The organism is Streptomyces beigongshangae, assembly GCF_019710745.1.
GTDB lineage: Bacteria > Actinomycetota > Actinomycetes > Streptomycetales > Streptomycetaceae > Streptomyces > Streptomyces beigongshangae.
The window spans coordinates 63,956-78,219 of record NZ_JAHKJW010000041.1; the positions used below are offsets into that span (position 1 = coordinate 63,956).

Consider the following 14,264-nt stretch of genomic DNA (forward strand, 5'->3'; position numbering starts at 1 on the left):
GAACCGTCCGACCGCGCTGAACCGCCGCCCCGCCCCGCACCGCGGTCCGGGCTCACCGGCCGCCGTCACCGGCCGGTGAGCCCGGTGCGTCGCCCAGCGGTTCCACCTGGCCGGGCGACGGCGGCTGCCACGGTGCGTGGTCGTCGCCGAGCCACTCGCCGACGGGCTCGACCGCGCCGAGCCCGTCCGCGGGGTCCAGGTCCACGCCGTCCCGGTCGTGGTAGTCGAACCAGGGCAGCCCGGCGCGGGTGTAGGCCGCGCGGTCGACGGGTGACGGCGGGGGAGCCTCACCGGTGATGCGCCGCCACTCCGGCGCCGTCACGAGGTGGACGAAGACCTGCCCGGCCGCGGTCGTCGACCAGTCGGACAACGGCCGGTCGTCCCGGTAGACCTCCTGCCGCATCGAACCGCCCACGCCGAGCCCCGTCGCCGCCGCGGCCGGGGCACCGGGGCCGCCCGCCGCCGACCGGGCCCGCTGCCCCCGCCCCGTCCGCGCCAGCCGGCGCTGCGCCTCCCGCCACGTCCGCAGCGCGGTGTCGTTCAGCGGGAACGACCGCAGCTGTACGCCGCCCCACACCTCCTCGCCGGTCACCTGGCCCTCGACCGTGGCTCCCAGCCCGAGCGGCACCGCCACGAACTGACGGACCGTGCCCCTCCCGGAGTTGATGCCGTCGAGCCACGGCTGACGGGGCAGCACCACGTAGTTCTGCGGATCCCGCGCGGGCCGGGAACCCCACGGCCCGCCGGAGACCGCGCACACCCCGCCCACGCCCACCTGCAGCGCCGCCGGTTCCGTCGTGCCGCCGAAGTTCAGCCACATCGCCTCACGCGGATGGACCGGCAGCATCACCCCGCCCCGGTCCCGCCAGGCGGCGGGCACCGTGCCGGGGTGGTCCGCCACCCGCCGCAGCGGGAACTCGCCGAGCCCCGGGGGCAGTGCGTGCGTGCCCGTCTCGGGCAGGCGCAGGGTGCGGACGAACCGGACCCGCACACCGCCCGGCAGCAGCAGCGAGTTCCCGTCGATCCGCACGGTGCCGTCGGCCATCCGCACTCCCTCCTTCGCGCCTTCGCGCCTTCGTACCTTCCGTACCTTCGCGTCTTCCGTACCTTCGCGTCTTCGCGCCCTCGTGCGATGCCCGGTACGTCACTCGACACGGCCCGAAGCAGCCGGGTGGTTCCGCCTCGCGGAGCGCAGCCGCCGGTTCAGGCGGTCGAGGCGGGGCATGCGCTCGCGCTGTTCACGGGTGCAGCGGTCCAGCTCCTCCAGGAGCCGGCGGGAGCGGTGCTCCATGTCCAGCTCGTCGAGGATCCGGGTGACCTCGGTGACCACGGCCCCGTACAGCTGCCACTGCCGTGCGTCCCGCTGCACCTCGTCCAGCAGGAGCTCGGCCAGCTTGTCGCGGGTGGCCGTCGCGGCGGCCAGTTCCGAGGCGAGCCGGGACTCGGCCGACTCGGCGCTGCGGCTGACGTCGGTGGTGACCAGCACGGCGAAGCTGACCACGGCGTCCCCGACCTGCGACAGGAGCTGCTCGAACGTCGCCCCGGCGCGCGGCTCGAACAGCGGCCCGGGCTCGTGCTCCTTGGCGAGGTCGGTGAGGGTGCGGGTGAGCACCCTCAGGACCACCGTGCAGATCTCCAGCGTGTCGAGACCGGTGCGCAGGACGACCCGGTGCAGCAGGCCCTCCCGTACGCGCGGGTTGAGCCGCAGGCTGTCCTCGGCCTGCTTGAGGGCCGCGTCCACGTCGACGATGTCGTGGTCGAGCCGGCGCGCCTCGTGGAGCCGTTCGGCCGCGACGGCCACCGGTGTGCGGCCGGCCGCCTCCTCGCCGACGCGCCGCATCAACTGCCGCATCCGGCGCGCCAGGTCCTCGATGGACTCACCGGCGGCACCGACCCACACCGGGGGAGCGAACAGCAGATTGCAGCCGAGCCCGACCAAGGCGCCGATCACCGTCTCCAGGATCCGCGCCCAGGCCGTGTCGCCGTGGCGGGTGACGCCGAGGACCAGCATGGCGCTGATCGCCACCTCGGGCACGAACTCGCTGACCCGCACCAGGTGCCCGACGGCCAGCGAGGCCAGGATGAGCAGGCCCAGACTCCACCAGGTCAGCCCCACCAGGGCGCTGAAGCCGATGGCGACGAGGACGCCGGCCACCACCGAGTTCACCCGCCGCACCCCGGTGGTGAGGGTGGAGTAGAGCGTGACCTGGACGACGAGGAGCGCGGTCAGGGGAGCGGTGAGCGGAGCGGCTTCGGGGCTGAAGTGCAGGGCGACCACGTACGCCAGGGTCGCGGCCGCCGACGAGCGGACCGTCTGGACGATCACGGGTTCCTGGCGCCACTTCGTCACCTGGGCGGCACCGGCCGCCCATGCTTCACGTACATCTCGCATCCTTGGCCACTTCCCGTTCGACGGCCGTGTCGAACACATCCGGAGGGCGTGGCTCCGTCGACCGCGCGTACCGCCCGGCCGGTCAGGAGCGCAGCCGGTCCAGGAAGGCCGCCAGATGGCCGTTCGTACGGCTGATCTGCTCCTCCACGGTCAGGGTCTCCTCGAAGCGCGACCCGGGCCCGGGTGACTTCCTGCCGCGTACGTAGAGGGAGCAGGCCAGGTCGGCGCACATGTAGACGCCGACCGAGTTGCCCTCGCGGCCGGCCGCGCCCACCTTGCGGGCGGTCATCAGGCGGACGCCGTTCCCGGGGTGGGTGGTCAGGCACAGCGAGCACATGCTGCGGTGCAGGAGGCCCCGTTGCCGGGAGGGGAACCTCAGGGACACGCCGACGGGCCGGCCGGCCTGCTCGGCCACCAGGTAGCTGCGGTCCGGCGCCCCGGGGTCGTGCCAGCCGAGGAAGTCCAGGTCGTCCCAGGGCCGGTCCGCCAGGTCGCGCGGCACGGCCAGCCGTCCGGCCTCTCCCTTGGAACAGTTGATGAAGGAGGCGCGGATGTCCTGTTCGGTGAGCGGCTGCACGGCGGGGTCTCCTGCGGGCGTCGGAGGCAGAGGCTGCCGAACCTAAGGTAATTAGGTTCTGGCCTAGGCTACGTAGCCGATCCGGGGAGAGCCAATGGATTTCCGGGAGCGCTAGGCCGCGCCGCCGGGACCTGCCCCGGGACCTGTTCCGGAACCCGCGTCGGGCCCGGTGCCCGGGTCCGTGTCGGACAGACGCAGCGCGAGGGTCCGCAGGAGCTCGGTGCTCTTGACGTCGGAACGGCCCGTGTCGTGGACGTCCGCGAGCTCCGAGAAGAGGAAGGCGAACGCGCCCACGAGGGAGATGGCCGCGGGCATCAGGGCGTCGATGACGGCCTGGCCCGCCTCGGCGGGGGTCGCGTCGCCGGGGACCTCGACCGACGGGAAGACCTCGGTCACCAGCCTGCCCAGCTGGGCCTCGCCGGCGTCCAGGTCGATCTCGGTCTCCTCGTTGAGCCTGCGCACCATTTCCTGTGTCTCGGTCAGGACGCCGATCGCTCGGAGGATGATCTCGCTCTGTTCCATGCGGTGAGCTTAGGCGCTCCGCCCGACCGGGGTGCCGGGCGGGCGGAGCGGGACGGGTGCGCCCCTAGGATGCCTACCCTGGACGGCGGGTGACGGGGTGGTGGATGTGTCGCGGGAGCGGGTCGGGCGGGTCCTGGAGGCGGGCGGGATCCCGGCGGAGCGGCTCGCCCGGTGCCGGGCGCTCAGCGGCGGGACGTACAACACCGTCGAGGAGGTGCTCCTCACCGACGGGAGCCGGTACGTGCTGAAGACCCCTCCTCCGGAGACGGCACCCGGACTGAGCCACGAGCGTGATCTGCTCGTCGCGGAGGCCGAGTTCTACCGGGCGGCCGCCGCGGTCGGTGTGCCCGTGCCGAGGGTGGTGACCGCATCCTTCGAGGCGTCCGCGCCGGCCGGGCGGCACCTGCTGATGACCGCCTGTCCCGGCGACATGTGGGACGGCGGTCTCACCGCCGGTGAACAGGCGTCCCTGCGCACCGAGCTGGGACGCCAGGTGGCCCGGCTGCACACGGTGACCGGAACCCGCTTCGGCTACCCGTCCGGGGCACTGGGCCCCCTGGCCGCCGACTGGCGCTCCGCCTTCGGTGCCATGTACGCGGCCGTACTGGACGACGCCCGGCGGTACGGGGCCTGGCTGCCCCGGACACCGGAGGAGGCGGCCCGTGCGGCCGCCCGCGCCCACCACCTCCTCGACGACGTGACCGTCCCGCGGCTGGTCCACTTCGACCTGTGGCGGGGGAACATCCTCGTGGAGCGTCCGGCCGGTTCCGGTGGACCCCGGATCGGCGGACTGATCGACGGCGAGCGGATGTTCTGGGGCGACCCCCTCGCCGACTTCGTGTCCCTGGGGCTGTTCGGCGGCGTCGAGGAGGACCAGGACTTCCTGCGCGGGTACCGGGAGGCGGGCGGACGGGCCGGGTTCACCCGCCCGGACCGCCTCCGGCTGGCCCTCTACCGCAGCTACCTCTACCTGATCATGCTCGTCGAGACCGTCCCGCGCGCCATGGGGGAGGAGCACGACGCCTGGCTCCGGGACGTGGTGGCCCCGGAACTCGTCGCGGCCCTGGACGAACTCGCCGGGTCCTGAGGCTCAGGCGGCCCTGCGCTCCCGCCCGCCGTGCTGCCGGATGATCTCCGCGTACCGGCGCCCGCTGCCCTTCACCGTGCGCCGCTGCGTGGGGTAGTCGACGTGGACGAGCCCGAACCGCTTGTCGTAGCCGTACGCCCACTCGAAGTTGTCCAGCAGCGACCAGGCGAAGTAGCCCGCGAGCGGCGCCCCCTTGCGGACCGCGGAGGCGCAGGCCGCCAGGTGCTGTTCGAGGTACCGCGTGCGCTCGGGATCGTCGACGGTGCCGTCGGGGCGTACGACGTCCGGGTAGGCGGAGCCGTTCTCGGTGACGTACAGCCTGCGGGCGCCGTACTCGTGCGTGAGGCGCAGCAGCAGGCTCTCGATGCCCGCCGCGTCGACCTCCCAGCCCATGGCGGTGCGCGGGACCCCCTGGCGGGGGACGTCGGCCGCGTACGGCGCCGGGCCCGCCGGGTCGTCCGCGACGGCCGACGGGAAGTAGTAGTTCAGGCCCAGCCAGTCCAGCGGCTGCGCCATGGTCGCCAGGTCGCCCTCGCGCTCCGGCAGTTCGACCCCGTACACCTCGCGCATGTCCGCCGGGAAGCCGCGGCCGTGGACCGGGTCGAGCCACCAGCGGTTGGTGTGGCCGTCCATGCGGCGGGCCGCCGCGACGTCCTCCGGCCGCTCGGTGGCGGCCTCGATGCTGGAGAGGTTGTTGACGATGCCCACCTGGGCGCCGGGGGACGCGGCGCGGATCGCCTGGGTGGCGAGACCGTGGCCCAGGAGCAGGTGGTAGGAGGCGCGGACGGCCGTCGTGAGGTCGGTCAGGCCCGGCGCCATCAGGCCCTCCAGGTGACCGATCCAGGCCGAGCACAGCGGCTCGTTGAGGGTCGTCCAGTGCCGGACGCGGTCGCCGAGGCGTTCGGCCACCACCGCCGCGTACGCCGCCAGGTGGTGCGCCGTGTCGCGCCCGGACCAGCCGCCCCGGTCCTGCAGCACCTGCGGGAGGTCCCAGTGGTAGAGCGTCACCGACGGGGTGATGCCCGCCTCCAGCAGACCGTCGACCAGCGCGTCGTAGAAGTCGAGCCCCCTGGCGTTCGCCGGGCCGTCGCCGCCGGGCACGACCCGCGGCCAGGCGACCGACAGGCGGTACGCGTTGGTGCCCAGCTCCCGCATCAGGGCGATGTCCTCGCGCCACCGGTGGTAGTGGTCGCAGGCGACATCCCCGTGGTCGCCGCCGTCCACCTTCCCCGGTGTGTGCGAGAAGGTGTCCCAGATGGAGGGCGAACGGCCGTCCTCGGCCACGGCGCCCTCGATCTGGTACGCCGAGGTGGCCGTGCCCCACAGGAAGTCCTGGGGAAATGCGGCGAGATCGATGGTCACAGAAGTCCTTTCGACGGGGGGAAGGGCGGGAAGTGCGGGGGAACCGGGTGGTACGGGGGGAGCGGTCACTTGACGGCCCCGGCGGTCAGGCCGGCGACCAGATAGCGCTGGAGCAGCAGGAACCCGGCGACCACGGGCACGCTCACCACGAGGGACGCGGCCATGACCTGGTTCCAGTACACGTCGTTCTGCGTCGCGTAGCCCTTGAGGCCGACGGCGAGTGTGCGGGTGGTGTCGTTGGTCATCACCGACGCGAACAGCACCTCGCCCCACGCCGTCATGAACGCGTACACCGCGACGGCCACGATCCCGGGCACCGCGGCCGGCACCACGACCCGGAAGAGCGCGCCGAGCGGCCCGCAGCCGTCCACCGTCGCCGCCTCGTCCAGGTCGCGCGGCACCGACTCGAAGTACCCGATCAGCATCCAGATCGAGAACGGCAGCGAGAACGTCAGATACGTGAGGATCAGCCCGGCCCGCGAGCCGAACAGCGCGATACCGGTGGCGTTGCCGATGTTCACGTAGATCAGGAACAGCGGGAGCAGGAAGAGGATCCCGGGGAACATCTGGGTGGACAGCACGGTCACGGTGAACAGGCGCTTGCCGCGGAAGCGGTAGCGGCTCACCCCGTACGCGGCGAAGATCGCGATCACCACCGACAGGACCGTCGCCGCGCCCGCCACGATCAGCGAGTTGACGAAGTACCGCGCCAGCGGAACGGTCGACCAGATGTCGATGTAGGGGCGGACCGTCAGCCCGCTGGGCAGCCACCGGAACTCGCCCGACACGTCCTGCAGCGGCTTCAGCGAGCTGGACAGCATGACGTACACCGGCAGCAGGACGAAGCCCGTGAGCAGTGTCAGGAAGATGCGGCGCGACCAGACGAAGGAGCGGGGCGGGGCCATCGGAGAGCGCGCCGCCGCGGGCCTGCCGGCGGGCGGGGCCGCCGGGATCCGCGTGGTGGTCCTAGGCATCGGCGGTCCTCCGTCCGCGGGAGGTCAGGACGAGGTAGACACCGGTCACGACCAGCAGGAACAGCAGGAGCAGTACGGACATCGCGGACCCCGTCCCGAAGTTCCACGTCACGAACGACGACTGGTAGATGTGGATCGAGATCAGGTCGGCGGCCTCCGGCGCGGCCTGGCCGAACAGCACGTACGGCGTGTTGAAGTCGTTGAACGTCCACAGGAAGAGCACCAGGACCAGCACCTGGTTGACCGGGCGCAGCGACGGCAGCGTGATGCGGCGCAGCTGCTGGAACAGGCCGGCCCCGTCGATCGACGCCGCCTCGTACAGCTCCCTGGGGATGTTCTGCAGACCCGCCATCACGATGAGGAAGGCGAACGGCCAGCCCTTCCACACCGACACGACGAGCAGCGCGACGAAGCTGTTGTCGCCGATCAGCCAGAAGGACGGGCCGTCGGTGAGGCCCAGCTGGTCGTGCAGCACGTGGTTCACCAGGCCGTTGTCCCGCTGGAACATGAACGCCCAGGTGATGACGGCCGCGTACACCGGAAGCGCGTACGGGACGAGGAACACGGCCCGCAGGAACCCGCGGCCGCGGAAGTTCTCCTGCATGTACACCGCGGCCGTCGTGCCGATCAGCCAGCACAGGCCGACGGAGAGCACGGTGAACGCGCAGGTGACGAAGAACGAGTGGAGCAGCGCCTCGCCGACGGGCGCGTCGAGGTCCACGGACAGGCTGTAGTTGTCGAACGCCGCCCAGGGTGCGGCGCCCCAGTCGCGGATGTAGAACTGCGTGAGCTCCTTGAAGCTCATGACGATGCCGATCACCATCGGCACCAGGTGGACGAGGAGTTCGAGCAGCAGGGCGGGCAGCAGGAGCAGATACGGCAGGACGTTGCGGCGTACCCGCCCGGTGCGGCGGCGCGGGACGGACCCCGGCGCACCGGGCGGTGCTTCCCCGCCGACCGCGGGCTGTGCGGTCACGGTCATCGGGCGCTCACTTCTTCGGCATCTGCTGCTGGGCCTCGTCGAGCTTCTCCTTCACCGAGGCCGTGGTCACCGCGCGTCCGGCCGCGGCCTCCGCGAAGAGCTCCTTCACGGCCGTGCCGACCGCCGTCTCGAACTGGGACTCGTTCGGCACCTGGGGCAGCGGGGCCGCGCTCCCGGCGAGCGTGTCCCGGATGACCTTCAGGGCGGGCGTGCTGAACGCTGGGTCCTCCTGGGCCGCCTTGACCGGGGGGATGGACCCGTAGGTCTTGTTGAGCAGCTTCTGCTCGGCGTCGCTCGTCATGAACTCCACGAACTCCAGGGCGCCGTCGACGTTGTCGGTGTTCTTGAAGACGGCCATGTTGATGCCCGCCACCATAGAGTTGACGGCCGTGCCGGCCCCCGGCGTGCCGGACTGCACCGGCACCGGCGCGACGCCCCACTCGTCGTCGTTCATGCCGTGGGCCTGGAGGGTGGCCGCGGCCGTCTGCCACAGCACCATCGCCGTCCGGTCCTTGGCGAAGTCCTGGAGGGACTGGTTCTGCGCGTACTCGGCGTTGCCGGGCGCGACGACCTTGTCCTTGCCCATCAGGTCGACGTACTGCTTGACCGCCGCCACCGCCCCGTCGGAGGTGAAGTCGGGCCTGCCGTCCGCGTCGAAGAAGTCGGCGCCGTGCTGCTTGGCGAGGACGAAGACGTGGTGGATGTTCTCCGACAGGTTCGAGCCCTCGGCGCCCAGCGCCCACTTGCCGCCCTTGGAGATCTTCTTCCCGTCGGCGACCAGCTCGTCCCAGGTGGCGGGCGGTCCGTCCACCCCCGCGTCCTCGAACATCTTCTTGTTGTAGTAGAGCGCGTACGCCATCGAGTACAGCGGGACCGCCGCCGGGTCGGAGCCGGTCGCGCCCGCCGAGGCGAGCGCCGACCCGACGAACCGGTCCTTCCCGCCGATCCTGTCGAAGTTCTCCGCGTCCCACGGCAGCAGGGCGCCCGTCGCCTGGAGGGAGGCGGACCAGGTGTTGCCGATGTTGAGGACGTCGGGGCCCTGGCCCGAGGTCGTCGCGGCGAGGATGCGGTTGAGGAGGTCGGACCAGGGGACCACCTCCAGCTCGACCTTGATGCCGGTCCGCTTCTCGAACTTCTTCAGCTCGGGCGTGAGGACCTTCTTGTCGGCCTCGATGCTCGCGCCCTGGTTGGAGGCCCAGTAGGTGAGCGTCTTCGGCGAGTCGTTGGACCCGCCGTCCGTCGACGAGCCACCGCCGCAGGCGGTCACGGCGGCCAGCAGGGAGACGGTGACCGCGCTCGCGGCGGCGGCTCGGGTTCTGCGCATGACGTCAGGCGTCCCTTCCTGAGGGGGAGCGGGAGGCGTCGTGCGTTCACTTCCCGAACGACCCTCACGGCTTAATTTAGGACGTGAGTTAAGACCCGTGAGAAAGTCGCGTCAAGGGTTGGCGCAGCGGTATCTTGCAGGCCGGGGGTCCGGCGGGAAGGAACCACATGGCGGGGCGGAACGGGCGCACGGTGCGTGACCTGCGGCGGGGCAATCGCACGGCGGTGCTCAGACGGCTCTACTTCGACGGACCGATGAGCCGCTTCGAACTCGGGCCGGCCACCGGACTGAGCTCCGGCTCCGTCAGCAACGTCGTGGCGGACCTCGTCGCCGACGGCCTCGTGGAGGAGGCGGGCAGCGTCGACTCCGACGGCGGCCGCCCCCGCACCCTGCTCCGGGTGGCTCCCGCCAGCGGCCACATGATCGGCGTGGACGTCGGCGAGACCCGCGTCCGCATCGAGCTCTTCGACCTGACCCTGACCGAGCTCGCCCGCGCCGAGCGGCCGCTGGAGCACCGGGACTACGACGTGGGCGTCATCGTCGGCCACATCCGCGACGGCGTCGCGGAGGTCCTGGCCGCCGCCGCGATCGACCCGGAACGCCTGCTCGGTGTGGGCATCGGTGTCCCCGGCATAGTGGAGCGCACGGCGACCGAGGGCGCCGTGGTGCACGGGCAGACCATCGGCTGGCCGTCCGTCCCGCTGGAGTCCCTGCTCCGCACCGCCTGCGGGCTCCCGGAGTCCGTCCCGTACTTCACCGACAACGGCGCCAAGACGCTCGGCCAGGCGGAGATGTGGTTCGGCGCGGGCCGCGGCGCGCGCAACGCCGTCGTGGTCCTGTTCGGCTCGGGTGTGGGCGCCAGCCTCGTCTCCGACGACGTGGAGCTGGGCCGGGCCGTGGAGTGGGGACACCTCACGGTACGGGTCCGGGGGCGCCGCTGCCGGTGCGGGGCGCTGGGCTGTCTGGAGGCGTACGCGGGGGCCGAGGCCCTGCTGGAACGCTGGGAGGAGGCGGGGGGGAGGCCGCCGGCGGGCGTCGACGAGGAGACGGCGCTCACCGCCATGCTGGCCGCCGCCCACCCCTCCGACGAGGCGGCGGACGGTGGCGGGGCGGCCGACCCGGTGGCGCTGGCCGTGCTGGAGGAGACCGCCGAGTACCTGGGGGCGGGGCTCTCCGACCTGATCAACCTCTTCCAGCCGGAACGCATCCTCATCGGCGGCTGGGCCGGACTCCAGCTGGGATCCCGCTTCCTGCCCGCCGTCCGCGCCCACGCCGTCTCGTACGCGCTGCGCCACCCCGCCGAGCGGGTCACCATCGAACTCGGCGCCCTCGGCCCCGACGCGGTCACGGTGGGCGCGGCGATCCTCCCGCTGGCCGACTTCTTCGCACGCGGCGGCCGGCGCGCCGGCGCGGGTGCGGGGGACGCCCCGCTCCCCGCCTGGCGCGCGGCCCTGGAGGAGCGTGCTCCGTACTGACCTGCGCGCATCCGGCGGGCGGGTTTGGCGGGGCGTTCCGGCAGGTACCCGCACCCTTGTCGACGATCAGTTTCCGTCCGACGATCGGTTTCCGTCCGAGGAACAGGGGAGCGCACCGTGAGCGAGTACGGGACCAGGACGCCCGGGGAGAACGACGGACCCGTGCCGCGGGACCTGCCGGACCAGCAGGTCCAGGAGGGCGAGGACCCCTGGGACGTCGTCACCCCGCCCGAGCCCGGACGGGGCGACGTCCCCCCTGGCGCGGACTCCGCCGAGGGCTCCGCGGAGGACGGCCCGGAGTCCGGGGCGGGCGCGGGCGTCCCGGACACGGACGAGGCGGGTACCGGCCGGCAGGGCGAATCGCACACGAGCACGGTGCACCCCGAGGACCCGGAGCCGGAGGAGTCCTCCGGCTGAGCGGACGCGCCGCCCCGCGAAGTCGTGGAGGAGTGAGCGTGGAAGTGGAAGCGGACGCGTGAAACGTGAAACGTGAAAAGGGGAAGGCCCCGACCGGACGGGGGAATCGCGGTCGGGGCCGTTTGCGGGGGGCCACGGACGGCGGTCGCCTCTCGGCGGGCCGCTCCGCTCCCTGCCCACAGCTGATTTAACGGGAAACTACCGACGGGTGTTCCCAGGCCGGAAAGGCCGACGTGGTGATCTGCGTCACCGCCGGCCCGCCGGTGCCAGGGGACTGCCGGACAGGGACGCGAGGAGATGGGCCGGGTCCCGGTACACGGCGTCCGCCCCGGCCTCCTCCAGATCGGCGCGGGGGATGCCGCCGCACAGCACCCCCACACAGCGGACGCCCGCCCGGGTGCCCGCGCGCATGTCCCAGACCGTGTCACCGACGAGGACGGAGTGCCCGGCGGAGGCCCCCACGAGGTCCAGGGCGTGCTCCACCGGCTCGGCCGCGGGCTTCCCCTCGGCCACGTCGTCGGAGCTCGCCGTGGCCCGGATGACGTCGTCGGCGTCGACGGCCCGCCGCAGCGCCGCGAGCTCCGCTCCGCCCGCGGAGGTGGCCAGCACGACCGCCCAGCCGTCGCGGTCCAGACGCCGCAGCAGGTCCCCGGCGTCCGGCAGCGGGGCCAGCCGCTCGAAGTACGTGCCGTACAGGGTCTTGTGCGCGGCGCTGATCGTGTCGTCCTCGCCGGGGTCCCGCTCGTCGCCCAGCAGGTGCGCGATCAGGTCGTGCGAGCCGAGGCCCACCGCCCGGTGGACGGCGTGCGCCGGCACCTGGTGCCCGGCCTGCCGGAACGCCTCCCACCAGGCCGTCACATGCAGATGGTTGGTGTCGGCGAGAGTGCCGTCCACATCGAACACGGCTGCCCGCTCCATACCCTGTCCTTCCGCCGTGGTCCGGTGCCTCCGCCGGTTCCCTGCCTCCAGCGTGACCCGGCGGGCCGGGCTCCGCACGGCGGCCCGTGCGTGCCCCGGCCCACCGGGCCGGGGCACGCACGGGATGCGGCTCGGAGACCGGGCTCGGAGACCGGGCTCAGAGACCGATGGTGCCCGGGCCCGCGCCGCGCGTCACGGTGTCCCTGACGGTCTGCGGGTCGTCGACGGTGTAGTCGTAGTAGTCCGCCGGGTCCTCGACGCTGCCGCCCGTGACCGGGTCACCGGTCTCGCCGACGTAGACGTTGTTCCGTTCGACGATGCTGCCCTCCGGTCCTGAGTAGCTGTTGGTCATGGGTTCCTCGACGTCGTCGAAGTAGTTGCCCTCGATGAAGCAGCCCGAGTCCGCGTTGCAGGCCGGGCCGGTGTCGCTGTTGTCGAGGAAGTAGTTGTTGTAGATGTGCACCGGGTCGCCGAAGCGGGTGCGCGGATTGCGCTGCGGGGTGCGGTCGTACCAGTTGTGGTGGTAGGTCACCTTCAGCCGGCCGGTGTCCTGGGCGCCGTTGTTGTCGGAGTGGCCCAGCAGCATGTTCTTGGCGTGGTGGTGGGTGTGGTTCCAGGAGACGGTGATGTAGCTGGAGCCCCGCTTGATGTCGAGGAGCCCGTCGTACCCGGCGGACAGGTCGTTGTGGTCGATCCAGATGTGGTGCGAGAACATCTGGATGTTGAGGGAGTCGTCACTGGCGTTCTTGAACGTCAGGTTGCGGACGATGACGTTGTGCACGGCGTTCGCGGGCGGTGCGGTGACGGCGTCGCTCACCGGGAGGCCGATGTTGAGGCCGCCACCGGTGATGCCGGAGCTCGCGCCGACGCCGACGACCGTCTTGTCGGAGCTGACGTCGTACATCCCGGCGGGCAGGGTGATCATGCCGTCGACGCGAACGGTACGGGGGCCCTCGGCCTTGACCGCGGCGATGAGGTCCGCGGCGGTGGAGACGGTCACGGTCGGTCCGCCCGCTCCGCCGGTGGTGCCGTCCTGACCCCAGGCGTCGACACCGGCGAACCCGGCGGGTGCCGCCTCCGCCGCGGCCGTCGGCCCGGCCGGTTCGGCCGATGAGGCCGATGAGGCCGATGAGGCCGATGAGGCCGATGAGGCCGATGAGGACGAGGCGGACGAGGCGGACGAGGCGGTGGAGGCGGGTGAGGGAGCGACGGCCGTGGCGGTCAGCGCGGCCAGGGTCGTGAGGAGGAGGGTGCTGCTGCGGCGCATCGTGTGCCTTCCGGGTTCAGGCGATCCGGCCGGCACCGGCGCCGGCCTGGACGACGGTGGGGACGGTCGACGGGGCGTCGAGGGTGTACGCGTAGAAGGTGCGCGGTTCGATCACGGTGCCCAGCGTCTGGGGCGCCCCCGAACCGACGTAGACGTTGTTCCGCTCCACCACCCGGCCGGGTCCGCTCTCGTCGTAGCCGGAGTAGATCGGGTGGGCGACGTCCTCGAAGTGGTTGCCCTCCACCAGTACGCCCGCGTCCTCGGTGGACGCCACGCCGTAGAGGGTGTTGCCGCGGTAGTAGTTGTTGTAGACGTGCACGGGTTCGCCGAAGCGGACGCGCGGATGGCGCTGGGCCGTGCCGTCGAAGAAGTTGTGGTGGAAGCTGACCCGCAGCCTGCCCCGGTCCTGGCTGCCGTTGGCGTCGGAGTGGCCGATCAGCATGGTCTTGCTGTGGTCGTGGAAGTGGTTCCAGGAGACCGTGACGCAGTCCGCGCCGCGCACGATGTCGATCAGGCCGTCCGCACCCGTGCTGAAGGTGCAGTGGTCGATCCAGATGTGGTGCGAGGACTGCTGGATGCTGAGGGAGTCGTCGTCGGCTCCGGTGAACCGCAGGTTCCGGATGATCACGTTCTGTCTGCGGTACATGTCCAGGCCGCCGCCGGTGATCTCCGCGTCGTCGCCCAGTCCGACGATGGTCTTGTCCGAGCGGACGCCCTGTTTGCTGCTGATGCGCAGGGTGCCCGAGACCTGGATGACGTAGGGCTCGTTGCGGTCGCAGTAGTCCAGGAACGTCTCGGCGTCGGTGACGGTGACCACCGGGCCGCCGGCGCCACCGGTGGTGCCGGACAGGCCGTGCGCGTCGATGCCCGCGAAGCCGTCGGCGCTCTGCGCCACCGGGACGGCCCGCGTCCGCCGGGCGGCGGACGCGGCGGCCCACGCCGGGCCGTCGCCGCCGGCGGTCGGCAG

14 protein-coding genes are annotated in these 14,264 nt (G+C 72.2%); 3 read left to right on the forward strand and 11 right to left on the reverse strand.

The annotated features are described in order from the left end of the window. Positions 1 to 52: 52 nt before the first annotated feature. The 4 genes from KM933_RS27500 to KM933_RS27515 form a co-directional block, all read right to left on the reverse strand. A complete protein-coding gene (locus KM933_RS27500; RefSeq protein ID WP_221356971.1) occupies positions 53 to 1,045 on the reverse strand; it encodes a hypothetical protein in 993 nt (330 codons plus the stop codon). A 99-nt stretch (positions 1,046 to 1,144) separates the two neighbouring features. Then, positions 1,145 to 2,392 (reverse strand): FUSC family protein, encoded by a 1,248-nt coding sequence (locus KM933_RS27505; RefSeq protein WP_221356973.1) that lies wholly within the window; start codon positions 2,390 to 2,392, stop codon positions 1,145 to 1,147. Positions 2,393 to 2,474: 82 nt separating this feature from the next. Beyond that, a complete protein-coding gene (locus KM933_RS27510) occupies positions 2,475 to 2,969 on the reverse strand; it encodes an FBP domain-containing protein (protein WP_221356984.1) in 495 nt (164 codons plus the stop codon). Positions 2,970 to 3,080: 111 nt separating this feature from the next. Further along, complete coding sequence (locus KM933_RS27515; RefSeq protein ID WP_221356985.1) at positions 3,081 to 3,491, reverse strand: hypothetical protein; 411 nt, start codon at positions 3,489 to 3,491, stop codon at positions 3,081 to 3,083. Positions 3,492 to 3,588: 97 nt separating this feature from the next. Between KM933_RS27515 and KM933_RS27520 the strand changes: the two genes are divergently transcribed. Continuing rightward, on the forward strand, positions 3,589 to 4,578 hold the full coding sequence (locus KM933_RS27520) for a phosphotransferase family protein (protein ID WP_430727375.1): 990 nt from the start codon (positions 3,589 to 3,591) through the stop codon (positions 4,576 to 4,578). A 3-nt stretch (positions 4,579 to 4,581) separates the two neighbouring features. Here KM933_RS27520 and KM933_RS27525 read toward each other — a convergent pair whose 3' ends face one another. The 4 genes from KM933_RS27525 to KM933_RS27540 all read right to left on the reverse strand — a co-directional run bounded on the left by KM933_RS27525 (position 4,582) and on the right by KM933_RS27540 (position 9,220). Beyond that, positions 4,582 to 5,940: a GH1 family beta-glucosidase gene (locus tag KM933_RS27525; protein WP_221356995.1), complete on the reverse strand. Its 1,359-nt coding sequence runs from the start codon at positions 5,938 to 5,940 to the stop codon at positions 4,582 to 4,584. A gap of 65 nt (positions 5,941 to 6,005) precedes the next feature. Beyond that, positions 6,006 to 6,914, reverse strand: coding sequence for a carbohydrate ABC transporter permease (locus KM933_RS27530; RefSeq protein ID WP_221356998.1), 909 nt, complete (start codon positions 6,912 to 6,914; stop codon positions 6,006 to 6,008). Further along, positions 6,907 to 7,896: a carbohydrate ABC transporter permease gene (locus KM933_RS27535; RefSeq protein ID WP_221357000.1), complete on the reverse strand. Its 990-nt coding sequence runs from the start codon at positions 7,894 to 7,896 to the stop codon at positions 6,907 to 6,909. The genes KM933_RS27530 and KM933_RS27535 overlap by 8 nt, the downstream gene beginning before the upstream one ends. Positions 7,897 to 7,903: 7 nt before the next feature. Further along, positions 7,904 to 9,220 (reverse strand): ABC transporter substrate-binding protein, encoded by a 1,317-nt coding sequence (locus KM933_RS27540; RefSeq protein WP_221357002.1) that lies wholly within the window; start codon positions 9,218 to 9,220, stop codon positions 7,904 to 7,906. A 167-nt stretch (positions 9,221 to 9,387) separates the two neighbouring features. Between KM933_RS27540 and KM933_RS27545 the strand changes: the two genes are divergently transcribed. Both KM933_RS27545 and KM933_RS27550 read left to right on the forward strand, forming a co-directional pair. Continuing rightward, entirely contained in the window at positions 9,388 to 10,695 is a 1,308-nt protein-coding gene (locus KM933_RS27545; RefSeq protein WP_221357004.1) for an ROK family transcriptional regulator, read from the forward strand. Between the two features lie 117 nt (positions 10,696 to 10,812). Further along, positions 10,813 to 11,112: a hypothetical protein gene (locus tag KM933_RS27550; protein ID WP_221357006.1), complete on the forward strand. Its 300-nt coding sequence runs from the start codon at positions 10,813 to 10,815 to the stop codon at positions 11,110 to 11,112. Between the two features lie 246 nt (positions 11,113 to 11,358). On the opposite strand, the gene KM933_RS27555 is transcribed toward KM933_RS27550, so the two are convergent. From KM933_RS27555 to KM933_RS27565, 3 genes are all read right to left on the reverse strand, one after another. Next, on the reverse strand, positions 11,359 to 12,030 hold the full coding sequence (locus KM933_RS27555) for an HAD family hydrolase (RefSeq protein ID WP_221357015.1): 672 nt from the start codon (positions 12,028 to 12,030) through the stop codon (positions 11,359 to 11,361). 157 nt (positions 12,031 to 12,187) lie between these two features. Then, positions 12,188 to 13,297 (reverse strand): pectate lyase family protein, encoded by a 1,110-nt coding sequence (locus tag KM933_RS27560; RefSeq protein WP_221357017.1) that lies wholly within the window; start codon positions 13,295 to 13,297, stop codon positions 12,188 to 12,190. A 16-nt stretch (positions 13,298 to 13,313) separates the two neighbouring features. Further along, on the reverse strand, positions 13,314 to 14,264 hold a 951-nt coding region (locus tag KM933_RS27565), incomplete at its 5' end, for a pectate lyase family protein (RefSeq protein ID WP_221357019.1).